Below are 24,446 nucleotides of genomic sequence, written 5' to 3' on the forward strand. Positions count from 1 at the left end.
TCGCTCGGGGGCCGCCGGAACGACCCGCGGGCCGTTCCGGACGGGCTCCTCACTGCTGGTCGTCGTCACCGCCGAGCTGCTTGACGTCGTTGCGGTCGTCGGAGCTGGGCACGTCGCCCGGCAGCTGGACCGTCTTGGTCAGCGGCCCCGGCGACCACAGCCCGGAGTGCGTCTCGGAGTGCACCTCCATCGCCGCCTGCGCGGGCAGCGCGTCCGGCTCGTACGGGTCCACCTCGTACAGCGAACCCCAGTCCCGGTTCAGGTCCCCGCGCATATAGGTCGGCAGCTCCCGCACGCTGGAGCTCACGTTCATCCAGCCGAACGGACCGCCCGCGTCCGGCGAGGACCAGCCCGCGCCGATGTCGCGGACCTCGGCACCCGCCGACACCCGGAACCGCGGCATCTCGGCGACGCCGCCGCTGATCCCGGAGATCTTCAGGCACGGGTGCACCAGCGCCGCCGTCCACTCCACGAACGTGGGGGCGTCGCCGACGACGTCGGTCATGTTCGACAGCTGCGGCGCGCGCGGTGCGCTCACCGCCAGCCAGCCGTTCGGGGACACCGCCTGGTCGATCGCGACGACCCGCATCTTGGTGGCGCCCTCGGCGTCCCCACCGACGGTGTAGCGGTAGTCCCGCCACGACGGTCCGGGGCCCTGGCCGACGAACTGCCGGTGCATCAACTCGAAGCCCTGCGGGGTGTCCCGGCCGAATTCGAGGACCAGCGCGTTCGCCCCGGACTCCGAACCGGCCAGGCTCAGCACCACCGGGACCTCGCCGGTCGCCGCGCGCTCCGGCAGGTCGTACCACTGGGTGCGCAGCTCTCCGGTGCCGGTGCCCGCCTCGTCGTAGCTGCCCCACACCGGGGCGGTGTCGTCGCCGAACTGGTACGGCGGGCGCCAGTCCGGCTCCTCCGGGTCCGAACCGTCCCCGACGGGCAGGCCGGGGCGGCGGAAGCCGTCCATCTTGGCGCCCAGGTACTGGCGGGCGTCCTCCTCGTCCTTGGCGCGCTTGGGCACCTCGAAGTCCGGGGCCGGCGAGCCCGGCTGCTGCCCGGACACCGGCAGCATGCCCGCCTTCGGATCGGTCTCCACGTACACGTAGTCGGACAGGCCGCAGCTGGAACCGGCCAGCTGCTTGATGTTGTCCATGCCGAGGCTGTAGCTGCCCGCCTGCTTCTGGATGACCTTGCCGAAGGTCGCCAGTTCGCCCAGCACGAGCAGCGCGCAGATGATCGCCAGCGGGGCGGTGCCCAACCGCAGGGCGCGGCTGCGCTTCTCCATCCCGGTCTTGTCCGGGAGCTCCACGAGCTTCGGGTTCTTCTCGTCCAGCCGCAGGTGTTCGACGAACGCGACGATGCCGGCGACGGCGGCGAGGCCCAGCAGCAGCGTGCTCGCGTCGTGCCCCTTGATCGACGGCGGCTTGTCGAACCACGGCACGCCCCAGCCGGACACGTACCACCAGGCGTTGGGGCCGGTCGCGGCGAACGCGCAGATCACCATCAGACCGGCGAAGAACGCCGCCCGGTTCCGCCGCGACCGCAGCACCGTGCTGCTCGTCGCCAGCGCGGTCAACGCCGCCAGCGCGCCGCCGACCGCCGCGAAGATCCCGAAGTGGTGGGACCACTTGGTGGGGGTCAGCGCCAGCGCGACGAAGGACAGCGCGGCGACCGCCAGCAGGCGGCGGCTCGGACCGAGTGCGGCACCGCGGATGCGGCCCCGGCGCAGCAGCATCACCGCGCAGGTCGCCAGGCACAGCATCACCAGCAGCACCGGGAACCGGCGCACCAGCGAACCGTCCGGGGTGGGGCTGAACAGCAGGTTGTAGCGGTTGAGCTCCTGGTACCAGTCCTCGCTCGGCCCGAGCTCGGTGCGCAGCTCGGTGGCGTCCATGACCGAACCCCACGTCTGGTCCGCGAACACCGCCGTGAGGATCACGAACCCGCAGGCCGCGATCGGCGCCAGCACCGGCAACCAGCCGTAGTCCTTGGCGCGCTGCCGCACCAGCCGCAGCAGCGGCTTCAGCGCCGCCACGTACGGCAGCACCGCCACCAGCCCGTGCGGCCCGGCGCCGAGTGCCAGCGCCGCGACGACCAGGCCGAGCGCGGCGGGCATCAACCGGCCGGTGGCCACCGCCCGCTCCACCGCGCACAGCGCCAGCAGCGAGAACAGCGCGATCACCGGCTCGGCGCGCAGCCCGTTGTTGTAGGGCAGCCAGAACGCCAGGAACACCGCGGCCGCGGCCCAGCCCGCCGCGTTGCTGCGCCGCACCTGCTGCCCGAGCCGCGGCAGCACCTCGCGGCTGATCAGCATCCAGCTGACCGAACCCATCAGCAGCGCGGGCAACCGCACCCACGGCGTCGCCGTGGACACCTGCACCCACATCGAGTACAGCTCGTAGAACCAGCCGAACGGCGCCTCCGGCACCGCGAACCAGCGGTAGTAGTTGCTGATGTAGCCGGCGCTCTCCCGCGCCCGCGCGATGGTGAGGATGTAGCCGTCGTCGGAGGTCATCGCCCCCGCGATCCACCAGACGACCAGCGACCCGAACACGGCGAGGTCGCGCAGCGTCGGCTTCCACCAGCCCAGCGGCGCCCACCGCGGCGGCCGCCGGCCCGCCCGCACGTCCAGGCGTCGCAGGCACACCACCGAGCCGACGAACGACGCCAGCGCCAGCACGATCACCGCGATCTTGATCGGGGTCGCGCTGCTCTCGTAGCGGTTGTCGATGCGGGCCTCGAAGGACAGGCCCCGGATGTCGTCGACGTTCGCGTCCAGGTCGGAGAAGATGCCGGTGAGCTGCGGGCGCTGGTCGCCGCGCATGTTGGCCAGCTTCTCGTCACCGAGCTCGACCTTGGTGCCGATCGCGTCCGAGCGCACCTCGATGGCGCAGTCCCCCGGCGGCAGCGGCATCGTGCTGATCTGCTGCCCCTTCGACAGCAGCGTCACCTGGCCGTTGTCGACCTGCAGGGTCATCCCGGTGAGGTTGCCGTAGTCGGAGTCCGGCGGGTTCGTGCTCAGCAGGTTCGCCGGGCCCTGGGTGCGCGCGTCGAGGCTGCGCACCGAGGCGCACGGCACGGTCGCGTCCATCCACAGCGGTTCGAAGCTCACCAGCGGCGCGGACACCGACTCGGTGCCCTCGGCGGTGGGCCATCGCAGCGTGTTGACGTCGTGCTCGACCGGCAGGAAGGGCACCGCGAGGGCCAGGACCGCGCCGAGCAGTCCGAGCACGGAGGCGAACCACCTCAGCTGCTTCGCGGACGGGTCCCGCCCGTTCGCCGCCGGGCGTGCCGGAGAGTCCGCCGGTCGATCCTCGGACGACTCCGATGGGTCGTCCTTGCGACTGCTGTCTTCCTGCCCCTTAAGCACGCCAGGAGAATAGTAGTCGCTGGTCCGGGGACGTCCGGCGCGTTCGGTGCGGCCGGAATCGAGATCTCCGCCGACCCCATGAGCAGTACCGATCGAGTGATTCTCAGGCCGCTCTCAGCGTCCCGTGATCCCCCGGTGACCGCCCGGTGACCCGGACACCGGGGACGCTCAGGACGCCTCCGCCAGCAGCTGCGCCACGCGCTGGTGCGAGGTGCCGATCACCTCGGCGATGACGCGCTGGCTCAGCCCCGCCGCCCGCAGCGTCGTGATGATCTCCAGGCGGGCGCGTTCGGCGTTCTCCGCGGCCCGCCGGGACTGCTCGCGCCAGTGGACCAGCTCCTCGACCGGGCGGGTGTACTCGACGTCGCCCTGGCGGTAGTGCCAGGAGAGGTCGAAGGAGTCCTCGGGCACGTCGACCAGCAGCCGGACCATGTCCCGGACCTCCACGTCCAGGTCGTCGAACCGCTCGACGTCGGTGACCCCGCCGTCGAGCTCCCGCACCGCGGCGACCCAGAGGTCGTCCTCGCGCGCCACGTCGACGGTGTAGTGATTTCGTTGAACGCCGCTCATCGCTCCTCCATCCACTTCTCGCCGAGCAGTGGCGCCAAGCGCCCTTCGATGCTCCGGAGCACCGTCCAGGAGACCTCGCGCTGATGCCCGGGAAGCACGAACCTGACCAGTTCGCGATCGTCCTCGTCGCAGAGGAGGAAGAGCCGGTGCGAACCCTTGCCGCGCTGCGGCGACTCCACGAGCCGCACTCCGCGCTCCCGAGCGGCCGGGTTCTCCCGGACGGCTCGCCTGATTCGATGGAGTAACTTCGCCGTCTTCAGCCTCGTGTTGACCACAGCATACTTCTACCGCGATGGCCACTCAAGCGGCAAATACGCTAGAAAGATTCAAGTTCCACCGAACGACGGAACGCGCGCAGCCCCGATCAGCGGCGGAAGAACTGCTCCCGGCGCCCCTGCCGGACCAGCCGCAGCCATTCCCGGAACGCCTTCGGGTCCCGGCGGTGGCCGACGAAGTACAGCCCGAACCGGAGCACCTCCAGCATCCCGATCTTGCGCATCCCCGGCTGCGACAGCAGGTAGCCGCGGTTCCGGTAGGTGTAGTAGCGCTTGTTCGCATCCGACGGGTCCTGCGCGTGGAACCGGCCGCCGAGCATCGGCTTGAACTCGTCCGACCCGTCCGGGTGCACGAACCGCGTCTTCAACGAGGTGCCGAACGGCAGGCCCGAGCGCACCACGCGGCGGTGCAGCTCCACCTCGTCCCCGCGGAAGAACAGCCGGTAGTCCGGCACGCCCACCACGTCCAGCGTGGCCGCACGGAACAGGGCGCCGTTGAAGAACGACGCGATGCCCGGCAGGAAGTCGGCATCGCCGCCGGGAGCGCCGAGCTCCTCCGGGTGCCGCTTCCAGGTGAGGCCGCGGCGCAGCGGGAACGCCAGCTTCTCCGGGTGGTCGATGTTCACCACGACCGGCGAGACGGCGGCGAGCTTCCGGGTGCGCGCCACCTCCAGCAGCGTCGACAGCGCGTGGTCGTCGGCGGGCCTGCCGTCGTCGTCGCCGAGCCACACCCACTCCGCGCCGAGCGCCAGCGCGTGCAGCATGCCCAGCGCGAAACCACCGGCACCGCCGAGGTTGCGCTGCGAGGGCAGGTACGTCGACGGGATCGGGCAGTCCTCGACGACCTGCCGCGCGGGCTGGTCGGGACCGTTGTCCACGACGACCAGGTGGTCCGGCACCCGGGTCTGGGTGGCGATCACCTTGAGCGACTCCGCGAGCAGCTCGCGGCGATGCCTGGTGACGATCACCGCGACGACGGAGTCGGCGGGCAGTTGCGGCTGCTCGGCGGAGTCGGTGCTCATGGTGCCTTGTCGCTCTCGATCAGGGCGGACTCGCCGATCCGCGCCAGGGTTTCCGGGCTGAGGTTCTCGAACGGGTCCTTGCCCTTGTAGGACGTCAGGACGCTGCGCAGCGAGCCGTGCTCCCGGATGCCGCCCTTCTCCATCCAGAGCCCGGTGGTGCACAGCTCCATCAGGAACTCGTCCGAGTGCGAGGCGAACACCAGGATCCCGGAACGCTTGACCAGGTCGTTGAGCCGGTCCCGCGCCTTGTCCAGGAATTCGGTGTCCACGGCCCCGATGCCCTCGTCGAGGATGAGGATCTCCGGGTCGATGGACGTGACCACGCCCAGCGCCAGCCGCACCCGCATGCCGGTGGAGTAGGTGCGCAGCGGCATGCCGAGGTAGTCGCCGAGTTCGGTGAACTCGGCGATGTCGTCCATCCGCTTTTCCATCTGCTTGCGGTTCATGCCGAGGAACAGACCGCGGATGATGATGTTCTCGTACCCGGAGATCTCCGGGTCCATGCCGACGCCGAGGTCGAAGACCGGCGCGACCTTGCCCACCACGCGGGCGCTGCCCCGGGTGGGCTCGTAGATGCCGGACAGCAGGCGCAGCAGCGTGGACTTGCCCGCGCCGTTGTGCCCGACCAGCGCGACCCGGTCGCCGTGCCGCAGCGAGAGGTCGATGTCGTGCAGGGCCTCGATGATCGGAACCCGGCTCTCCGTGCCGATCTTGCCGCCGGCCCGTCCCAGCGCCGCCTTCTTCAGCGAGCGGGACTTGGCGTCGAAGATCGGGAAGTCGACCGCGGCATTCCAGACGTCGATGCTGACCATGTGCAGAACCCCCGATCAGATCCAGTAGGTGACGCGAGCGCGGTAGTTGCGCAGCACGACCAGCGCCAGCAGCCAGCCGACGACGGTGCAGCCGAGCACGATGCCCCAGTGGTAGAACTTCTCGTCGCCACCGATCAGCGGGTCGCGCATGATCTGGATGTAGTGGTAGAGCGGGTTGATCTCGGCGAGGTTCGCCCGCCAGCCGACGCCCTTCTCCTCCAGGATCTTCGCGTCCCACACGATCGGGGTCATGAAGAACAGCAGCGTGGTGAGGCTGTTGATCACCGGCGGGATGTCGCGGAACCGCGTCGCGATGACGCCGAACAGCAGCGCCACCCACGCGCCGTTGATCATGAGCAGCAGGAACGCCGGGAAGACCAGCAGCACGCTCCACCCGATCGGCATCTGGAAGATCGCGAGGACCACCAGGTAGACGACCATGTTGTGGGCGAACAGCAGCGCCTGGCGCCAGACCAGCCGGAGCACGTGCACGCTCAACGGGGCCGGCAGCTGCTTCATCAGGCCTTCGTTGGAGATGAAGACCTCGGTGCCCTCGGTCAGGCAGCCCAGGATGAAGTTCCAGACGATGAAGCCGACCGTCAGGTACGGCAGGAACGTCTTGATGTCCTGGTCGAACAGCTGGGAGTACAGCAGACCGAGCGCGGTCGCCGTCATGCCCATGCCGATGGTGATCCAGAGCGGGCCGATCACCGAGCGGCGGTAGCGCTGCTTGATGTCCTGCCAGCCCAGATGAGCCCAGAGCTGCTGCTGCTGGAAACCTTGCGCGATGTCGTGGAACGCCTTGCGCCAAGTCCGTGCGGACGTCTCGGGCGGGGCCGGAGGGCGCTCTTGCGTGCTTGTGGCCTGCACGGTGCGTCAGAGTACCCACAGGCCACACCCGACCGAGTACAGGGCATCGCTGCCGCGATCACTCTCGGCATACCGGACACCCTCCGGTCATCGTCCGTTCAGAGGTACTGGCCGGTTCCCCTCGGGTGCGAGGCCGGCTCGCCCTCGCCCGCGCCACCCGCGGGCAGGCCGCGCCGCATCTGCTCCAGCTGCGCCCGCGCGGCCATCTGCTGCGCGAACAACGCCGTCTGCAAGCCGTGGAACAGGCCTTCCAGCCAGCCCACGAGCTGGGCCTGCGCGATGCGCAGCTCCGACTCGGAGGGGGTGGTCTCCTGGGCGAACGGGAGCGACAGCCGGTCCAGTTCCTCGATCAGCTCCGGCGCCAGGCCCTCCTCCAGCTCGCGGATGGAGGACTGGTGGATCTCCTTGAGCCTGCTGCGGCTCGCCTCGTCCAGCGGCGCGGCCCGCACCTCCTCCAGCAACTGCTTGATCATGGTGCCGATGCGCATCACCTTCGCGGGCTGCTCGACGAGCTCGCCGACGTTCTCCCGCTCGCCCACCGCCTCGGCGGACGGGTCGGCGCCCGAGCCGAGCGGGGTGCCCTCGCCCACCACGAAGATCTCGCGCTGCTGGTCCTGCTCGTTCTGGTTCATGCCCACCATCCTGACGCGTCCGGCCGCGCCGGGTGCACGTGGCAGGCTGGATCGGACCACCCGGCGGCGGTGCGCCCCGGCCCGCTCCGTACGGTATGACCATGGCGTTCGACGTCGCTGCAGTTCGCGGGCTGTTCCCCGCGCTCGGTGACGGGTGGGTGCACCTGGACGCCCCGGCGGGCATGCAGGTTCCCGAGCAGGTCGCGACCGCGGTGTCCACCGCGTTGCGCGCCCCCGTCTCCGGGCCTGGCGGGATCTTCCCCGCGTCGCAGCGCGCCGAGGCCATCGTGGACGCAGCCCGTCGCGCACTGGCCGATCTCGTGGGTGCCGACCCCGCAGGGGTGGTGCTCGGGCCGAACTCCGCCGTGCTGCTGCAACGGCTCGCCGACGGGCTCGGCGACGGCTGGATGATCGGCGACGACGTCGTGGTGTCCCGGCTCGACCACCCCTCCAACGTGGTGTGCTGGCAGCGGGCCGCGCAGCGCTCCGGGACCCAGGTGCGGTGGGCCGAGGTGGACATCGAGACCTGCGAGCTGCCCGCCTGGCAGTACCAGGACCTGATCGACGAGCGCACCAAGGTCGTCGCGGTCACCGCCGCCTCCGGCGCCGTCGGCACCCGCCCGGACGTGCGCCAGATCGCCGAGATCGCCGCCGCGCACGACGCGCTCGTGGTCGTCGACGCCTCGGCCGCCGCACCGTTCCTGCCGCTGGACATCACCGCGATGGGCGCCGACGTGCTCGCGCTGAACGCCTCCGCGTGGGGCGGGCCGCCGGTCGGCGCCCTGGTGTTCCGCGACCCGGCGATGATCGACCAGCTGCCGTCGGCGGCGCTGGAACCCGGCTGGCGCGGGCCGGACCGGCTGGAGCTGGGGCCGCACGCCTACCCGCTGCTGGCCGGTCTGGTGTCGTCCGTGGACTACCTGGCCGGGCTGGACGACGCCGCCGCGGGACCGCGCCGGGAGCGGCTGCTGACCTCGCTGAGCTCGGTGAAGGCCTACCAGGCGGGGCTGCTGGCGAACCTGACCGGCGGGCTGCGCAGGCTGCGGAACGTGATGATCATCGGGGACGCGATGCGCCGGGTGCCGTCGATGGCGTTCACCGTCAACGGGGTGAAGGCGGTCGACGCGATCGAGCACCTCGCCGAGCAGGGCGTCTGCGCGTTCGCCGACCCGGGCACGCACGGGGTGTTCGCCGTGCTCGGCGTCGGCGAGGTCGGCGGCGCGGTGCGCGTCGGGCTCACCCACTACACGAACACCTACGAGGTCGACCAACTCCTGCGCGCGGTCGCCGCTCTCAGTTGAGCTCGGTCTTCCCACTCGTTGTGCGTAGCACTGGGGTGGCGGAACCTCAGCGTCCTCCTCGCTGCGGGATCGTTTTCACAGGTGGCTCCGCCACATGAGAAAACGCTGTCCTCGCGAGGAGGACGCTGAGAACCCCCGGGTGGTCCCGTTGCTTGGGTGGTCGTTGGCTCAGCGGCTGCGCCGCTGACAGGAAACCGATGAAGGACCTGCGGGGGTCGAGGACGGGCGGGGAGCGCCTGCTGAGTGGCCCACCGGCCCAGCGGGACTGGGCGAATGGGCCACTCACCTGGTCAGGGCCGGACGAGCAGGATCTTGCCGTGCACGCCGCCCGCTTCGAGCAGCGCGTGCGCGCGCGCCGCCTCCGGCAGCGGGATGCGGTCGTGCACGATCGGCAGCACCTTCCCGGCGGCGACCAGCGGCCACAGCTTCTCCCGCACGTCGGCGACGATGGCCGCCTTCCCCGTCGGGCCGTCCACCGGCCGCCCGCGCAACCCCAGCACCGAGATGTGCAGCCGCTTCACCAGCATCTTGCCCAGGTCCAGCTCGGCCTTGCGGCCGCCCTGCATGCCGATCACGGCGAGGTGCCCGTCCGGGGCGAGCGCCGAGAGATTCCGGTCCAGGTAGGCGGCGCCCATGTTGTCCAGCACCACGTCCGCCCCGCCGAGGCCCTTCACCACCTCCACGAAGTCCTCGTCCCGGTAGCTGATCACCGGGTCGGCGCCGAGCCGCCGGCAGAACTCGATGCTCTCCGGCGCGCCCGCGGTCGCGGCGACCCGTGCGCCCAGCGCCCGGCCGATCTGGATGGCGCTGGTGCCGATGCCGCCGGAACCGCCGTGCACGAGCAGCAGCTTCCCCTCGGCGAGACCGCCTTCCATGACCACGTTCGACCACACCGTGCACGCGACCTCCACCAGCCCGGCCGCGTCGAGGAGGTCGACGCCGTCCGGCACCGGCAGCAGCTGCGCGGCGGGCACCGCGACGCGTTCGGCGTAGCCGCCACCGGACAGCAGCGCGCACACCTGGTCGCCGACCTGCCAGCCGGTGACGCCCTCGCCGAGCTCGGCGATGGTGCCGGAGCACTCCAGGCCGAGGACCTCGCTGGCACCCTTCGGCGGCGGGTAGTTCCCCTGCCGCTGCGACAGGTCCGCCCGGTTCACCCCGGCCGCGGCGACCTCGACGAGCACTTCGCCGGGAGCGGGCCGCGGATCGGGCTGTTCGGTCCACTCCAGCACTTCCGGATTCCCGGGTTCACGGATCGCGATGGCATGCATGGTGCCGACGGTAGTACCTGGACGCGTTCCGGCAATATCGGGAAAACCGCCCGCCAGGACCATCATCCGGACATTCTTGACTCCGTCGGGGGAGCTGTCGAAGCTGATCGTCACGAACTCACCTTGGGGAGCCGAACAGAACATGAGTGCTGTGAAACCCGGTCGCCGCGCGACCGCCGCGTTCGCCACCTTCGCCGCGATGCTGCTCGCCGCCGTTCCCGCTTCCGCCGCCACCACCGACCTGGGCGACCGGGTCGAGGTGGACGCGGTGCACCGGCACCTGGTCGCGCTGCAGCGCATCGCCGACACGCACGACGGGAACCGCGCGTCCGGACTGCCGGGCTACGAGGCCAGCGTGGACTACGTGGCGGGCAAGCTGCGCGCGGCCGGTTTCGACGTCACCACACCGGAATTCGACTACCAGGCGTTCTTCCTCGACTCGTTCGCGCTGGACGTGGCGGGCGCCCCGGTCGAGGGCGGCGCGCTGGAGTACTCCCCCGCGACGCCGCAGGGCGGGATCACCGCACCGCTGACCGTCGCCGCGGTCGACGACACGCCCGGCTGCGAAGCCACCGACTACCCGGCGGACGTGGCGGGCTCGGTGGTGCTGGTCCAGCGCGGTTCCTGCACGTTCGCGGAGAAGCAGCTGGTCGCCGCGGAACTCGGCGCCGCGGGCACGATCGTCTACAACAACGTCGAAGGCCCGCTGAACGGCACCCTGGGCGACCCGGCCGACGCCCGGATCCCCAGCGCGGGCGTCGACCTCGCCACCGGGCAGCGGCTCGCCGAGCAGGCCGGCGCGCAGGTGCACCTGGACGTGCAGTCGCGGCTGGAGGACATCACCACCCGCAACGTCCTCGCCCAGACCCGCAGCGGCCGCACCGACAACGTGGTGGTCGCCGGGGCGCACCTGGACAGCGTCCCCGAAGGCGCGGGCATCAACGACAACGGCAGCGGCACCGCCGGGCTGCTGGCCACCGCGGAAGCCCTCGGCGGCAACCCGGGCGCGGAGAACGCGGTGCGCTTCGCGTTCTGGGGCGCGGAGGAATCCGGTCTCGTCGGGTCGACGAAGTACGTGCAGGGCCTCGGATTCGAGCAGCAGCTGGACATCGCGCTGTACCTGAACTTCGACATGATCGGCTCCCCGAACGCCGGGTACTTCGCCTACGACGGCGACGACTCGGACGGCGTCGGCGCGGGCCCCGGCCCGCACGGTTCCGCCGCCATCGAGCGGGACCTGGTGGCGGCGCTGGCCGAACAGGGCGTCGAGGCCGAGGGCACCGACTTCGACGGGCGCTCGGACTACGGCGAGTTCATCGCGAACGGCATCCCCGCGGGCGGGCTGTTCACCGGTGGCGACGGCACGAAGACCGAGGAGCAGGCCGCGAAGTGGGGCGGCACCGCCGGGCAGACCTTCGACCCGAACTACCACACCCCGCAGGACGACCTGTCCAACGTGGACCGGGTGGCGCTGGAGCGGAACTCCAAGGCGCTGGCCGACACCATCGGCCGGTACGCGCAGAGCACCGCGGGCGTCAACGGCGCGCAGGGCCGCACCGCCCAGCGCACCGCCGCCGCACCGCTCCCCCGGCTCGGGGAGCACGCGGTCCGCTGATCGACGCGGCCGAGCGGCCCGCCCGGACCGGGTGGGCCGCCCGGTGCGTTCCGAGGTCGGCCGCGGGCTTCCCGAATCCGCCCGTCCGGTGCACTCGGGAAGCCCGCAGCGGCACCCGGACTCCCCCGTCCGCCCACCCCGGTTCCGCCACCGCCACCGGGCCGTCGCACCCGTTCGGCGCAGGCGGTCCGCGGTGGGAGCCCGGCGGCCCGTCCCGCCGATCCGCCCCGGTGATCACCCGGCGCGGACTAACCTGGTGGGCGTGATCGATGGGAGCGAAGAGCAGGTCCGCTGGCTCGACGACGACGAGATGGTCGCGTGGCGCTCGTACATCGAGGGCAGCGCGCTGCTGGAGCACCGGCTGAACCGGGAGCTGCAGGCCGCGCACAACCTGTCCATCGCCGACTACGAGATCCTGGTGCGGCTCTCCGAACAGCCCGGACGGCAGCAGCGGATGAGCGAACTGGCCCGCGACGTGGCGCACTCGAAGAGCCGCATCTCGCACCAGATCCGCAGGCTGGAGAACGCCGACCTGGTGCGCCGCAACGACTGCCTCGAAGACGGCCGCGGCGTCCTAGCCGTCCTCACCGACCGCGGCCTCGAAGTCCTGCGCACCGCGGCCCCCACCCACGTCGCAGGCGTCCGCGAGCACTTCATCGACCTCCTGGAACCCGCCGAGAAGCAGGTCCTCGCCGCCGTCTTCGAACGCCTCCGCACCCGCCTGCACGACCGCCCGGACGCCTGAGCGCAGCCCCTCCCCGCTGTCCCCCGAACCGTCCCAGCGGGCTAGGCTCCGGCCCTGGAAGCGTGGCAGAGCGGCCGAATGCACTCGCCTTGAAAGCGAGCGTCCCGAGAGGGACCGGGGGTTCGAATCCCCCCGCTTCCGCAACGGGAACCAGTGGAGCCCCGCGAGGAATTCCCCGCCGGGCTCTTTCGCGTCCTGCCGCCCGCGCCGCGGCTCCGCGTCCCCTTCGCACCTTCCGCGGGATCCGGCGGCGTCCGCTGCCGCACTGGCCGATCGGCGGGCCGCGGTGCCGCTGAATCGGCCGTTCGGCCCGGGACCACCGGCTTCGCGGCTGATCCGGATCGTCTTATTCCGCCGCTAATTTCACTCGGGCATGCAGTCGACCCCGAATGGGAGATGCCGTTGTGCTGTACGGAGTGAATTCGGTTTTCTGGTCCGTCGTGGGCGCGTTGTCCAACCCGCTCATCCTCATCGGAACGCTGGTGGGGCTCGCGTTGCTGAGCACCGCGGGACTGATGGCGGCGCGCCGGTGGGGATGGCGTCCGGTGCCGTCGGTGCTCGCCGGGGCCAGCCTCGGCGTGGTGCTGGCGCGACCCTCTCCCGCACCCGGCCGGACTACGCGTCGATGCCCGGAGTGCGGGTGGTCGAGGAACCGTTCTGCCAGCTGAACGGATTCTCGATGGCCGGCGGCAACGAGTTGTCGAACGTGCTGCTGTTCGTGCCGCTGGTGTTCTTCGCCGTCCTCGCCACGCGCAAGCCGCTGGTGGTGCTCGTTTCGGCGATCGGGCTCAGCGCGGCGATCGAGTTGCTGCAGGTGGCCACGAACCGAGGGGTGTGCGAGACGCAGGACTTCCTCAACAATTCCGTCGGTGCCGCGGTGGCCGCCGCGGTCGCGGCAACGCTGATCTCGCGATTCCCCGGCCGGACCGCGGAATCGGCACCTCCGGCCGTGGAACGGCACGGTGCGAATGCGAGCGCGTCCGAGGCGGACCGGTGATCTCGAATGCTCCGCTGCCGCACCTGAGCAGGTCTTCAGCGTTCCGGGATTCGTCCCGTGTGCGGCATTCCGGGCATCGGCGCGGCTCGTACTCCCCGTCACCCGCGGTGGCGCCTCGGACGGCCGCCGAGGGGTTACCCGGACTGCGCGGCTGATCGGGCCCCGGCGCGCTCCCCCGCGAATAGCGTCGGTTCCAGCGACGCGTTCGCTCCCCACCCTTACCTCGAAGAGGAGTTCATATGCGATTCGGCAAGGCTCTGGCGACAGCGGCTCTCTGCGTGGCCGGTGCAGGCGTTTCCCTGCTGGGAACCGGCGCGGCATCCGCGGGACCCGAGCAGCTGGAGACCCTTCCGACGGTCTACCCCACCGGGGACGCCTGCCTGGACAAGGTCAAGCAGATGAAGAACGACCCCAACACCCCCGACGACTACTACGCCATCTACTGCAAGCCGGTCCACGAGTCGGACCCCGAAGGCCCGAGCCAGGTCGAGGTCCAGCACGGCCCCTGGGTGGACTGACCCCGTTCCCCCCCCCGCCGCACAGCAAGGATCCCCATCTTCCGGACGGGGATCGTTGCGTTCCACGGCCACGATTCCGCGCCGGAGGAGACAGCGGTACGGGCCCGGCAGAACCGACTCGCGCCCGCACCGCGCCCGGCGGCCCGGCGGCCCGGCGGCCCGGCGGAAGATCGTGGTCGCCGCCGCCCCGCGATCCCGCGGCGGGCGGCACCTCGGGGTTCGAACCGCGCGCCCTCGTGCGGTGGCGGTCCGGCGGATACGGGAGGACGCTGATCACGAGCCGGACCGGGTACTCGCCGTTCGAGCTCGTCCGGCGGCAGTTCGGCACCACGCGAATCCCTCGAAACGGGTCACTCGAAGTAGTGAACTTATCTACCCGATGGTGGGGCAACCGATTCTCGGCGTTTCCGACAGATCCACCGGAAACGCCGGTTTTCGCTGCTCAGCAACGAATTCCGCGGGACGGCACTGCCACGCACGCGCGTACCTTTCCGTTTGGAGCGATCCACGCGGTGGGTTAGCGTCCGCCCGGCACCTGATCGGCGGTACCGGCGATCCGGCGCCTCCCCGATCGGCAAGAACCTCCCGAATGCCTTTCGGCATTCCCTCACCGCATCGCCGCACCCGGCATCGCCGGGCCAGGAACCGAGGACGAGCCATGACTGCGCGAACGCGATCCGCCCCGAGCGCCCCGGCACGCCGCCGGGCGCTCGGCCGCGCGCGATCCTCGCTGCTCGCCGGTGGCCTCGCGGCGTTGCTCACCGGTTGCGGGGGCGGTGCGCTGCCACCTGCTCCGGCCGCGGATCACGCCGCCCCCGCACCGGCCGGACAAGCCGCCCGGGTCGACCTCACCGGGCTCCCCGAGGCCAGCACCTTCGGCCACCTCGACGGCGCCGCCGCCGACCCCGCGCCGCAGGTCGGGACCGACGGGGTCGTGCTGCGGGTCGAGCACGACGTGGCCGTGCACGACGCCCCCGGCGGAGCCCCGTTCGCGCGGCTGCCCGCCACCCAGCTCGGCAACCCGACCTGGGTGCCGCTGATCGCCCGGCAGGGCGGCTGGGGGCAGGTCCTGCTGCCGTCCCGGCCGAACAGCAGCACCGGCTGGATCCGCATCGACGGCGCCCCGATCACGCAGGCCCGCACGCCTTACCACGTCGACGTGGACGTCGACGCGCGTCGGCTCGTGGTGTGGGAGGGCGACCGGAACGTCGGCAGCTGGACCGTCGGCGTCGGTTCCTCCGACTCCCCCACCCCGCGCGGCCGGACCTACCTGATGGCCGCGATCGAGGAAACGGTCACCAAGTTCAGCCCCATCATCCTTCCGCTCGGTACGCATTCCGAAACGTTCAACAGCTACGGAGGCGGACCGGGAACGGTCGCACTGCACGGCTGGCCGGATCCGGCCGTGTTCGGCGAGGCAGCCAGCGACGGGTGCGTGCGAGTGCCACCGGACGCATTACGGCTGCTGAGCACACTCCCGCTGGGAACACTCGTGCTGCTGCACTAGAGCACTCGCGAACAGCGGAGCGGAACGCGGCGGGAAGGCGGCAGGGCGAACGAGGTCCTGGCGCGACCGGCCGGCCGGAACCGGACCACGGGAAAAGCCGGCCACCACAGAAATCCCGGAAATCGAAACGAAGGAAGTGCGACAGTGCACAAAAAAGCACGCTTCGCCGGTGTCATCACGGCGACCGCTGGTTTGTTGCTCGCAGGCGCTCCGGCGTTCGCCGACAGCGCGGACAACGACGGGATCAACGTCGGCAACGACAACGACGTGAGCCTCGTTCCGATCCAGCTGTGCGGCAACAACGTGGCGGTCGTCGGTGCGGTGGTCAACATCCTGTCGCCGCAGAGCGGTGACTGCACCAACGCGCCGGTCGGGGACCACCCGTCGCACAAGCCGGACCACGAGAAGCCCGAGAAGCCGGGGCACGAGAAGCCGGAGAAGCCCGGCCACGGCGGCGGCTGCGACGACGACGACTGCGGCGGCGGCTGCGACGACGACTGCGGCGGCGGCCCCGACTGGCCCGGCCCCGGTGGCCCCGGCCCGGGCGAGCCCGGCCCCGGCCCGGCTCCCGCTCCGGCGCCCGCGCCGAGCGCCCCCGAGCAGGTATCGCCGGCCGAGCTGCCCGCCGCGCCGAGCCCGGTGGCGGTGGCCGGCCACGCCGCCGTGACCGGCTGACCGGTTTCGTCCCGATTCGCACCGTGCCCGCACCTCGTTCCGACCCGCACCGTGGTCGACGAGGTGCGGGCACGTGCACAGTGGTGACATGTTGATCCGCATCCCCACTCCCGGCGACGTACTCGGAATGGCCCGCTCCACGGTCGGTCGGGCGGTGGAGTCCGCGACCACCGTCGCCGCCGCTCCCGCTCGGGTGCTGGGCTTGGTGGACGGCGTCGAGGCCCTGCTGGCCAGGGTGAACACCGTCGTCGACGGGGCCGAGGAGATCCTCGCCCGCACCAGCCGCACCGTCGACGAGGTCGAAGAGGTCCTGCGCGAGGCCAAGGTCGTGGCCGCCGCGGCGGGACGGACCGTCGAAGCGGCCGGCGCCATCTCCGCCGAGGCGCAGACGATCGTCGAGTCCGCGGGCGCCGTCAGCGCCACCGCCGCGAGCACCGTCAGCGACGTGCAGCGGACCGCGGCGGTCGCCGACGAACTCCTCGCCGCCTACGAGCCGGTCGCGCGCAAAGCGGCCCCGATGGCGCAGCTGTTCGTCGACGAGCTCTCGCAGAAGGAGGTCGACGCGGCGATCCGCCTGGTCGACGAACTCCCGGTGCTCACCGAGCACGTGCTCTCCGACGTGCTGCCGATCCTGCGCACCTTGGACAAGGTGGGCCCCGAGATCCACGAGCTGCTCGAAGTCACCCACGACGTGCGCCGGGCCATCGTCGGCATCCCCGGCTTCCAGTTCTTCCGCCGCCGCGGCGGCGAGCGGGTCAGCGAGGAGGAGGTCGCCGCGAAGTCCGCCGAGGACCGCGCCGAACCCCGCGCCGTGGCCGCCGCGCCCGCCCAGGACGAGATCGGGCCGGCCGCGCGCTGAACCGGCGGGATCTTCCACTCGAAAGTGCGATCTTGGTTGTTGCGCCCGGCGTTTTTCCCGGCTGCGCGGCTAGATTCGCTCTCGGTGTGGTTCGGCTGCGCGGTCGCCGCGGCCGTTCCGGTCCGACCGGCGGTCACACCTCGCGGGATGTCCGGCGGAGTACTCCCCCTCTCTCCGCCGGGCATCACCGCTCTCGCGGACCGGTCGATCCCCCTGGTGCGACGGGAGGAGCGGTCAGTCGAGGATCGAGCGGACCAGCTCGGTGATCGTTCCCGCCGCGGTGTCCCACCCGGTTCCGGCCGGGTGCAGCGTGCACACCGCGACGACGAGCAGCCGATCCCCGCGGCGCACCAGGCCGCTGGTGTGCATCGCCGGGCGTTCCAGGTCGATCCGCTCGTCCGGGATGGCGCGGCGCTCGGCCGCCGGCTCGGCGGGCTTCTCGTTCGGACCGAGGCCGAACCCGGACCAGCCCTGCTTGAGCGCGTCCACGTCGGCTCCCGACGCGGGGAGCCCGAAGGTCTGATCGAAGCCGTCGGTGCCGTGCCGGGTGAAGTGCCGCAGCTGCTCCAGCACGAACTCGCCCGCCGCTCCCGCGGTCCGCAGGTGCCGGAGCGAGAGCACGACGTCGGCGGCGGTGAGCACCACGTAGCCCCACATGTCCGGATCGCGCGGCGGTTCGGTCCCGGTGAGGCCGATCTCGGCGACGGTCCGGTGCACGATCCGCTCCCGGCCGCCGCGGTCCCACAGCTCGCTCGCCGCGTCGTCGTCGCTGGAGCGCAGCATCGGTTCCAGCAGCGCGCGGTCGGCCGCGGACGGTTCGCCGCCGCGCCGCAGGTGGTCGAGCGCGATGAGCGGTTTCACCAGCGACGCGGAGCGGAAGCGGTGCCGTTCTTCGTGCCGCCGCAGGACTTCCGCCGTCTCGGCGTCCACCACGAGCCAGCTCGCCCGCACTCCACCCGGAACGTGTTCCGCCGCCATCACCGGCCCCCGATCTGCGCGCTGTCCGGGCACGGTAGCAACGCGGGGGCCGGTGGATCGAGCTTCGTCAGCCGTGCAGCGGGAAGGACTTCGCGGCGCCGAGCAGCAGGTCGTTCTCCGCGGCGTCGCCGATGGTGATCCGCACGCCGGAGCCGGCGAAGGCGCGCACCACGACGCGTTCGGCGAGGCAGTGCTCGTTGAACTCGCCGGCCCGGTCGCCCAGCGGCAGCCAGACGAAGTTCGCCTGCGTCTCGGGGACGGCGTGGCCGAGGGCGATCAGCTCGTCGCGCACCCGCACCCGTTCGGCGGTGATCGCGGCGCAGCGGGCCCGCATCTCGTCCTGCGCGGCCAGCGAGGCGATCGCGGCGGCCTGGCCGAGGGCGTTGATGCTGAACGGGATGCACACCTTGCGCAGCGCTTCGGCGACGTGCGCAGGCCCGATGGCGTAGCCGACGCGGAGCCCGGCGAGCCCGTAGGCCTTGGAGAAGGTGCGCAGCGCGAGCACGTTGTCGTAGCGGGCGGTGAGTTCGACGCCGTCCGGCACGTCGGGGTCGGTGACGAACTCGCGGTACGCCTCGTCGAAGACGACGAGCACGTCGGAGGGCACCGAGTCGAGGAACCGCTCCAGTTCGGCGCGGCGCAGCGCCGGTCCGGTCGGGTTGTTCGGGGAGCAGACGAACACCAGCCGGGTCCGCGGGGTGATCGCGGCGGCCATCGCGTCGAGGTCGACGGCGTGCTCGGCGGTCAGCGGCACCTGCACCTCGGTGGCGCCGACGATGCGGCTGAGGATCGGGTAGGCCTCGAAGGACCGCCAGGGGTAGACGACGGTGTCCTCGGCGGTGCAGGTGATCTGGATGAGCTGCTCGCACAGGGCGACGGAGCCGCAGCCGACGGCGATGCGGCCCGGATCGACGTCGAGGTGGGCGGCGAGCGCTTCGGTGAGGCGGGCGGCGCCGATGTCGGGGTAGCGGTGCGCGTCCGCGGCGGCGCGGGCGATGGCCTCGGCGACGCCGGGCAGCGGACCCGCGGAGACCTCGTTGCTGGCGAGCTTGAGCGATCCGGCGACGGTGCGGCCCGCGACGTAGGCGGGCAGCTGGTCGAGGTCGGGGCGGATGCGGACGGTCATGCGGGGCTCCCTCTGCTCGGGCGGCGTCCCCCGCTTCGCCGCCGGGAGCACCGCCCGACCACTGTAGAACCGGTGACGCGGCGCTGAGCTGGACGGGGAGGCCCAGAATCCGTGCGGCCGAGCGGGAGCTCCCGTTCGGCACCCCGGGAGGGTCGGGCGCCGCGGGGCTCCACCCCGCCCGGCGACCGGTTGGCGCCGATCGGGTGTAACACCGAACACACCCCCGGCGCGGGGGGGGGGGCGCCCGGGCCCGCGGCGGTGCCGTTCCGCGCGGCCCGCGGTGGATCTCTGCCGGCCCGTTGCCGCACGTGGCGGCGCACTCACCTGTCGCGGCCCGGGAGGGCGCGGAGATCAGCGGACGGCGCGGCGGCGGGAACGCGGCGACGGCGACGGTGTGTCAACCGGGCTCCGCCATCCGGATGATCACGTTGACTGCTGTTCACCCATCCCTGATTACCTGAACGGCATGACCGAAACCCGGACCGAGACGCTCGCGCTCACGGACGGCACCGAGCTCCGGATGACCGTCGCCGAGCCGGAGAACGTCGTGCGCGGCGGACTGGTGGTGCTGCACGAGGCGCGCGGCGTCACCGACCGGGTGCGTTCCCTGGTGGGCAGCCTCGCCGACGAAGGCTGGCTGACCGTGGCGCCGCACCTGTACCACCGCGAGGGCACCGATGAGTTCTCCGACGACCACGCCGAGGAGCACGTGCGGGACCACGTGCAGCGACTATCGGGCGAGTCGATCCTGGCGGATTCGGACGCGGCGTTCGTGTGGCTGACCGACCAGGGCGTGCCGGGCGACCGGCAGGGCGTCATCGGGTTCGACATCGGCGGTTCGGCCGCGCTGGTGGTGGCGGCGAGCCGCAGCCTGGGCGCGGCGGTGACGGTCGGCGGGGGCGGCATCCTGAGCCCGCTGTCGGACGGGTTGCCCGCGCTGGTGGAGATCGCCGGGGAGCTGGCGGGCCCGTGGCTGGGCATCTACAGCGAGCTGGACGAGCGCATCCCGGCGGACGAGGTGGACAAGCTCCGCGAGGCCGCGGCGACCGCCCCGGTGGCGACGGACCTGGTGCACTTCGCCCGCAGCGAGCACCGCTTCGACACGGACCTGGACGCGGCCGCGGAGGCGTGGCAGCGCGCGCGGAACTGGCTGGACACCCACCTGCGCTGAGTTGCACACAGCCTGTGGACAACTCATCCACAGGCATGTGCACAACCTGTTCGCGGTGCGCACCGAGCAGTTCGGCTATGGCGTCGACGCCCGGTCGTGGGTTAGGAAGCACTCATGACATCGAGCACCGGCGCCGATCGAAACCCCGAGGTCCTGTGGCGGCCCACCGCGGAACAGGTGGCGGGCACCCGCCTCGCCGAGTTCCGCGAGTGGCTGCGCACCGAGCGCGGCCTCGACCTGCCGGACTACCCGGCGCTGTGGGACTGGTCGGTGTCGGACCTCGAAGGTTTCTGGGGCGCGATCGCGGACTTCTTCGACGTGGCCTTCCACGAGCGCGCCGAGCGGGTGCTCGACGCCGAGGTGATGCCGGGCGCGAAGTGGTTCCCCGGCGCGACCTTGAACTACGCCGAGCACGCGCTGCGCGGCGGCCCCGGCAAGTCCGACGAGGACGTGGCGGTCGTGTTCGCCCGGGAGGACGGGGCCGGATCGCAGCTCACGTTCGGCGAGCTGCGCGCGCGGGTCGCGGCGATGCGCGCCGCGTTCGTCGAGCTGGGCGTGCGCCGCGGTGACCGGGTGGCGGCGTTGGCGCCGAACTGCCCGGAGACGCTGATCGCGTTCCTGGCGGCGGCGAGCCTCGGCGCGACCTGGTCGTCGTGCTCGCCGGACTTCGGGGTGCGGGCGGTCGCGGACCGGTTCGTGCAGATCGAGCCGACCGTGCTGGTCGCCGTGGACGGCTACGCGTACGGCGGCCGCACCTACGACATCCGCGCCACCGTGGACGAGCTGCGCGGGCTGCTGCCCGGCGCGTCGGTGGTGCTGGTCGACTACGTCGGAGCCGGCGGGCTCGACGGCACCGAGGACTTCGCCGCCCTGCTGGACCGGCACCGCGGCGCCGAGCTCGCCTTCGACCCGGTGCCGTTCGACCACCCCCTGTGGGTGCTGTACTCCTCCGGCACCACCGGGCTGCCGAAGGGCATCGTGCACGGGCACGGCGGCATGGTGCTGGAGCAGCTCAAGGCGATCGGGCTGCACGCCGACCTCGGCCCCGGCGACACGTTCCTGTGGTTCACCACCACCGGCTGGATGATGTGGAACTTCCTCGTCGGCGGCCTGCTCACCGGCACCCGGCTGCTGCTGTTCGACGGCAGCCCCGGGCACCCGTCGCTGGACGTGCTGTGGGACCTGGCGGAACGGCACCGCGTCACCTACTTCGGCACCTCGGCGCCGTTCGTGCAGAGCTGCCTGAAGAAGGAGCTGCGGCCCGCCGAGCACCACGACCTGGGCGCGCTGCGCACCGTCGGCTCCACCGGTTCCCCGCTGAGCGTCGACGGGTTCCGCTGGATCGCCGAGCACGTGGGCGCGGACGTGCAGATCGCCAGCGTCTCCGGCGGGACGGACCTGTGCACCGCGATCGTGGGTGCGGCGCCGGACGTGCCGGTGTGGCTCGGCGAGATCTCCTGCGCGCTGCTCGGGGCCGCGGTGCGGTCGTACTCGGAGGACGGTGCGGAGCTGCGCGGCGAGGTCGGCGAACTGGTGCTCACCAAGCCGATGCCGACGATGCCGGTGTTCTTCTGGAACGACCCCGACGGGTCGCGGCTGCGCGAGGCCTACTTCGACACCTACCCCGGCGTGTGGCGCCACGGCGACTGGATCGAGGTCACCGACCGCGGCAGCCTGGTCATCCACGGCCGCAGCGACTCCACGCTCAACCGCGGCGGCATCCGGATGGGCACCGCCGAGTTCTACCGCGTCGTGGAAGCCTTCGAGGAGGTCGCCGACTCGCTCGTCATCGACACCTCCGGCGCCGGCGGCGAAGGGGAGTTGCTCTGCTTCCTGGTGCTCGCCGAGGGTGCCCGGCTGGCGGACGTCGAAGGCGAGCTGAAGCGGCGGCTGCGCGACGAGCTGTCCCCGCGGCACGTGCCGAACCGGTTCCTGCTCGTGGACGAGGTCCCGCAGACGCTCAACGGCAAGAAGCTGGAGGTTCCGGTGAAGAAGATCCTCGCCGGCGGCGACCCGGAACGCGCAGTCAGCCGCGACGCCCTGCGCAATCCGGCGGCCCTCGACCCGTTCGTGCAGCTCGCAGCGGGTGCGAACGGCTGAGCGATCGCGGACCGACCCCCCTGCGCGAAGGCGTGAACGGGCCGTGTACTCTTTTCCCCAGTGGCCGAGAGGGACTGCCGGGAGGCTTCGCCTAGTCTGGTCTATGGCGCCGCACTGCTAATGCGGTTGGGGGTCACGCCCCCTCCCGGGTTCAAATCCCGGAGCCTCCGCAGGGGTTCCCGCCCAGGCGGGGATCCACAACTGAACAAGCGCCCGTAGCTCAACGGATAGAGCATCTGACTACGGATCAGAAGGTTAGGGGTTCGAATCCCTTCGGGCGCACGTCTGGTCGAGACAGCTGGAAACCCCCTACTTAGTCGCAGGGGGTTTCTTGCTGTCCGGGGTCGGGTGACGGCGATCGGGCCTCCCCGCCGACCTGATCGCGCTGCCACCGACCGCACCGTCGAGCACGTCGGCACCGACTCCCGTCCCGGCTACGGCCGCGGGAGCAGCACCGCCACCTCGGCCATCCCGTCCAGGAGCGCCGGCGGGAGGTTCCCGCTCATCGGTGCCGCCTCCGCTCGCACGAACAGCGTGCCCTTCGCGGTGGACTCGTAGTGCTCGCCGGTGAAGGACACGCCCCGCGCGGCGAGGACGCTGCTGCCCAGCGCCCTGATGTCCCCGGTCCCGTCCCGGCGGTCCAGCCGGTTCAGCGCGCGCGCATCCCGTGTGCTGCCGGTCCGCACCCAGGCGATCGACACGACCGCGGTGTTGCCCTGTTCGTCGGCGAGCGGGATCACGGTCCTCGTCAGGGAGCGGCACGGGTGCCCGACGAAGAACTCCTGCACCTGTCCGAAGGAATGGACGATGCAGTCCAGCTGATGATCCGGGGGTCGTTGCTCGCGGACCCGCAGCCGCATCCGTTGCCAGGCCTTGTCGGACTGCCCGTTGCGCGCCGCCTGCTTCGCGTTGCTGACGCGGACCGCGACCTGCTCACCCGCCACGGAGCTCACCCCGCCGGTAGCCCCACCGCCACCGGCGACGGCGGTGACCGCGAGTGCGGTCGCACCGGCGGCGGCGACGAATCCGCCGCGGCCCTTCTTGCCGTTGATCGGCCGAACCCGGCCTTGTCGATCCGTGTAGAAGCCGTCCGGCAACGCCCGCCCCTTGTCCCTCGATGCACGAAGAGTCCGATCTTCGTCAACCGGAGCCCCCACTACTCCGTTTACCGCTGGGATCACCTGAAAGGACCATCGGCACGCTGCGGGAAGCGGACCGGTACCGCAGGTATTTCGTCGGCCGAATCCGACGATCGACGGACAGGAACTTTTCGGATGCGCTTCCGGGCGAGCGGGAAACCGCCGTTCGCAACGGTTTCCCTGCTTTTCGGAAAGGCTCCGAAGAGGCCGTCCCGGCCGATCGGCTGGTTTTCCGCGTTTCGAACCGGCCTCTCGGCCGAGGTGGCCGATCGCGCGCCGCGCCAGGCTTGGTGATCGGAATTCCGACACCGCCGCGACGGTGCTCGGGCCGGATGAAATGCGAGGAGCCGTAATGCGGATCAATGCCAAGAACGTCGTGGTCTCCGGCCTCGTGGCCGGTGCGGTGCTGGTAATCGGCGGGGGTATCGCCGCGGCCGTGAACCTGGAACAGGTCCCCTCCCAGGTCCAGAACTCGCACCACGCCGAACCGGGACACGAGGGCGAGGGCAAGTACACCGCCGGGGACTACCGGCTGCACGTCCGCGAGCTCACCGACGACGGTGAAGGCTTCGGCACCACCGTCGAGCCCGGCACCACGTACTACTCGAAGACCCTGCACGGCAGCGAATCGTGGCAGCCGACCGTCCTGAAGTTCTCCGTCGGTGACGAGGCGGACGGGCCGATCGTGTTCAGCTACCCGATCCCCGAGGACGGCGAGGGCGTCGACTGCGTCGCCTCCGGCACCGAGGCCGAGCCGACGGTGGAGTGCACGACCACGCCCGCCGGCTGATCGGCCGCCCCGCGCGCAGGCCGGGCCGGTGCCGTGGTCCGCGCCGATCCACGGCTTCGGCACCAGTGCGCCGACGGTCCGGCCGAGCCGAAGGAAACCCCCTCCC

At 71.6% G+C, this 24,446-nt stretch carries 22 protein-coding genes and 3 tRNA genes; 14 read left to right on the forward strand and 11 right to left on the reverse strand.

Features of this window, described 5'->3' with window-relative positions; all coding sequences use genetic code 11:
* Nucleotides 1-49: 49 nt before the first annotated feature.
* The 7 genes from LCD33_RS10910 to LCD33_RS10940 form a co-directional block, all read right to left on the reverse strand.
* Nucleotides 50-3,367 (reverse strand): arabinosyltransferase domain-containing protein, encoded by a 3,318-nt coding sequence (locus tag LCD33_RS10910; RefSeq protein ID WP_224957153.1) that lies wholly within the window; start codon nucleotides 3,365-3,367, stop codon nucleotides 50-52.
* 168 nt (nucleotides 3,368-3,535) lie between these two features.
* Nucleotides 3,536-3,937 (reverse strand): MerR, encoded by a 402-nt coding sequence (locus LCD33_RS10915; protein WP_224957154.1) that lies wholly within the window; start codon nucleotides 3,935-3,937, stop codon nucleotides 3,536-3,538.
* Nucleotides 3,934-4,125, reverse strand: coding sequence for a hypothetical protein (locus LCD33_RS10920; RefSeq protein WP_224957155.1), 192 nt, complete (start codon nucleotides 4,123-4,125; stop codon nucleotides 3,934-3,936). The genes LCD33_RS10915 and LCD33_RS10920 overlap by 4 nt, the downstream gene beginning before the upstream one ends.
* A gap of 176 nt (nucleotides 4,126-4,301) precedes the next feature.
* The gene (locus tag LCD33_RS10925; protein WP_224957156.1) at nucleotides 4,302-5,234 is read right to left on the reverse strand and encodes a glycosyltransferase; all 933 of its coding nucleotides are present in this window, start codon (nucleotides 5,232-5,234) and stop codon (nucleotides 4,302-4,304) included.
* Entirely contained in the window at nucleotides 5,231-6,046 is an 816-nt protein-coding gene (locus tag LCD33_RS10930; protein ID WP_224957157.1) for an ABC transporter ATP-binding protein, read from the reverse strand. The genes LCD33_RS10925 and LCD33_RS10930 overlap by 4 nt, the downstream gene beginning before the upstream one ends.
* A 15-nt stretch (nucleotides 6,047-6,061) precedes the next feature.
* Nucleotides 6,062-6,916 carry an ABC transporter permease gene (locus LCD33_RS10935; protein WP_224957158.1) on the reverse strand — a complete coding sequence of 285 codons (855 nt, stop codon included), beginning with the start codon at nucleotides 6,914-6,916 and terminating at the stop codon, nucleotides 6,062-6,064.
* Nucleotides 6,917-7,014: 98 nt separating this feature from the next.
* Complete coding sequence (locus tag LCD33_RS10940; RefSeq protein ID WP_224957159.1) at nucleotides 7,015-7,548, reverse strand: bacterial proteasome activator family protein; 534 nt, start codon at nucleotides 7,546-7,548, stop codon at nucleotides 7,015-7,017.
* Between the two features lie 101 nt (nucleotides 7,549-7,649).
* On the opposite strand from LCD33_RS10940, the gene LCD33_RS10945 reads away from it, so the two are divergent.
* Nucleotides 7,650-8,849: a cysteine desulfurase-like protein gene (locus LCD33_RS10945; protein ID WP_224957161.1), complete on the forward strand. Its 1,200-nt coding sequence runs from the start codon at nucleotides 7,650-7,652 to the stop codon at nucleotides 8,847-8,849.
* A 290-nt stretch (nucleotides 8,850-9,139) separates the two neighbouring features.
* Here the strand turns inward: LCD33_RS10945 and LCD33_RS10950 are convergent, their stop codons facing one another.
* Nucleotides 9,140-10,120 (reverse strand): NAD(P)H-quinone oxidoreductase, encoded by a 981-nt coding sequence (locus LCD33_RS10950; RefSeq protein WP_224957162.1) that lies wholly within the window; start codon nucleotides 10,118-10,120, stop codon nucleotides 9,140-9,142.
* Between the two features lie 142 nt (nucleotides 10,121-10,262).
* On the opposite strand from LCD33_RS10950, the gene LCD33_RS10955 reads away from it, so the two are divergent.
* From LCD33_RS10955 to LCD33_RS10990, 8 genes are all read left to right on the forward strand, one after another.
* Nucleotides 10,263-11,735, forward strand: coding sequence for a M28 family peptidase (locus LCD33_RS10955; RefSeq protein WP_224957163.1), 1,473 nt, complete (start codon nucleotides 10,263-10,265; stop codon nucleotides 11,733-11,735).
* A 310-nt stretch (nucleotides 11,736-12,045) separates the two neighbouring features.
* Nucleotides 12,046-12,480, forward strand: coding sequence for a MarR family transcriptional regulator (locus tag LCD33_RS10960; protein ID WP_255614547.1), 435 nt, complete (start codon nucleotides 12,046-12,048; stop codon nucleotides 12,478-12,480).
* A gap of 56 nt (nucleotides 12,481-12,536) precedes the next feature.
* A tRNA-Ser gene (locus tag LCD33_RS10965) sits at nucleotides 12,537-12,621 on the forward strand.
* A gap of 484 nt (nucleotides 12,622-13,105) precedes the next feature.
* On the forward strand, nucleotides 13,106-13,477 hold the full coding sequence (locus LCD33_RS10970; protein WP_224957165.1) for a VanZ family protein: 372 nt from the start codon (nucleotides 13,106-13,108) through the stop codon (nucleotides 13,475-13,477).
* A 278-nt stretch (nucleotides 13,478-13,755) separates the two neighbouring features.
* On the forward strand, nucleotides 13,756-13,995 hold the full coding sequence (locus tag LCD33_RS10975; protein WP_224957166.1) for a hypothetical protein: 240 nt from the start codon (nucleotides 13,756-13,758) through the stop codon (nucleotides 13,993-13,995).
* A 658-nt stretch (nucleotides 13,996-14,653) separates the two neighbouring features.
* Nucleotides 14,654-15,502, forward strand: coding sequence for a L,D-transpeptidase (locus LCD33_RS10980; protein WP_224977789.1), 849 nt, complete (start codon nucleotides 14,654-14,656; stop codon nucleotides 15,500-15,502).
* A 195-nt stretch (nucleotides 15,503-15,697) separates the two neighbouring features.
* Nucleotides 15,698-16,177, forward strand: coding sequence for a hypothetical protein (locus LCD33_RS10985; RefSeq protein WP_224977790.1), 480 nt, complete (start codon nucleotides 15,698-15,700; stop codon nucleotides 16,175-16,177).
* Between the two features lie 88 nt (nucleotides 16,178-16,265).
* Nucleotides 16,266-17,036, forward strand: a complete 771-nt coding sequence (locus tag LCD33_RS10990; protein ID WP_224957170.1) for a hypothetical protein — start codon at nucleotides 16,266-16,268, stop codon at nucleotides 17,034-17,036.
* A gap of 234 nt (nucleotides 17,037-17,270) precedes the next feature.
* On the opposite strand, the gene LCD33_RS10995 is transcribed toward LCD33_RS10990, so the two are convergent.
* The gene (locus LCD33_RS10995) at nucleotides 17,271-18,014 is read right to left on the reverse strand and encodes a hypothetical protein (RefSeq protein WP_224957171.1); all 744 of its coding nucleotides are present in this window, start codon (nucleotides 18,012-18,014) and stop codon (nucleotides 17,271-17,273) included.
* A gap of 67 nt (nucleotides 18,015-18,081) precedes the next feature.
* Nucleotides 18,082-19,140, reverse strand: a complete 1,059-nt coding sequence (gene hisC, locus LCD33_RS11000; protein ID WP_224957172.1) for a histidinol-phosphate transaminase — start codon at nucleotides 19,138-19,140, stop codon at nucleotides 18,082-18,084.
* 466 nt (nucleotides 19,141-19,606) lie between these two features.
* Here hisC and LCD33_RS11005 point away from each other — a divergent pair, with 466 nt between their 5' ends.
* The 4 genes from LCD33_RS11005 to LCD33_RS11020 all read left to right on the forward strand — a co-directional run bounded on the left by LCD33_RS11005 (nucleotide 19,607) and on the right by LCD33_RS11020 (nucleotide 22,693).
* Nucleotides 19,607-20,311, forward strand: coding sequence for a dienelactone hydrolase family protein (locus tag LCD33_RS11005; protein WP_224957173.1), 705 nt, complete (start codon nucleotides 19,607-19,609; stop codon nucleotides 20,309-20,311).
* Nucleotides 20,312-20,425: 114 nt separating this feature from the next.
* On the forward strand, nucleotides 20,426-22,411 hold the full coding sequence (locus LCD33_RS11010; protein ID WP_224957174.1) for an acetoacetate--CoA ligase: 1,986 nt from the start codon (nucleotides 20,426-20,428) through the stop codon (nucleotides 22,409-22,411).
* Nucleotides 22,412-22,491: 80 nt separating this feature from the next.
* A tRNA-Ser gene (locus LCD33_RS11015) sits at nucleotides 22,492-22,581 on the forward strand.
* Nucleotides 22,582-22,620: 39 nt separating this feature from the next.
* Nucleotides 22,621-22,693: transfer RNA gene (locus LCD33_RS11020), tRNA-Arg, on the forward strand.
* A 152-nt stretch (nucleotides 22,694-22,845) separates the two neighbouring features.
* Here the strand turns inward: LCD33_RS11020 and LCD33_RS11025 are convergent.
* Nucleotides 22,846-23,508, reverse strand: a complete 663-nt coding sequence (locus tag LCD33_RS11025) for a hypothetical protein (RefSeq protein WP_224969045.1) — start codon at nucleotides 23,506-23,508, stop codon at nucleotides 22,846-22,848.
* Between the two features lie 394 nt (nucleotides 23,509-23,902).
* Between LCD33_RS11025 and LCD33_RS11030 the strand changes: the two genes are divergently transcribed.
* Complete coding sequence (locus tag LCD33_RS11030; protein WP_224969047.1) at nucleotides 23,903-24,340, forward strand: hypothetical protein; 438 nt, start codon at nucleotides 23,903-23,905, stop codon at nucleotides 24,338-24,340.
* Nucleotides 24,341-24,446: the final 106 nt, after the last annotated feature.

It is taken from the genome of Saccharopolyspora sp. 7B, assembly GCF_020177435.1.
Classification (GTDB): Bacteria; Actinomycetota; Actinomycetes; order Mycobacteriales; family Pseudonocardiaceae; genus Saccharopolyspora_C; species Saccharopolyspora_C gregorii.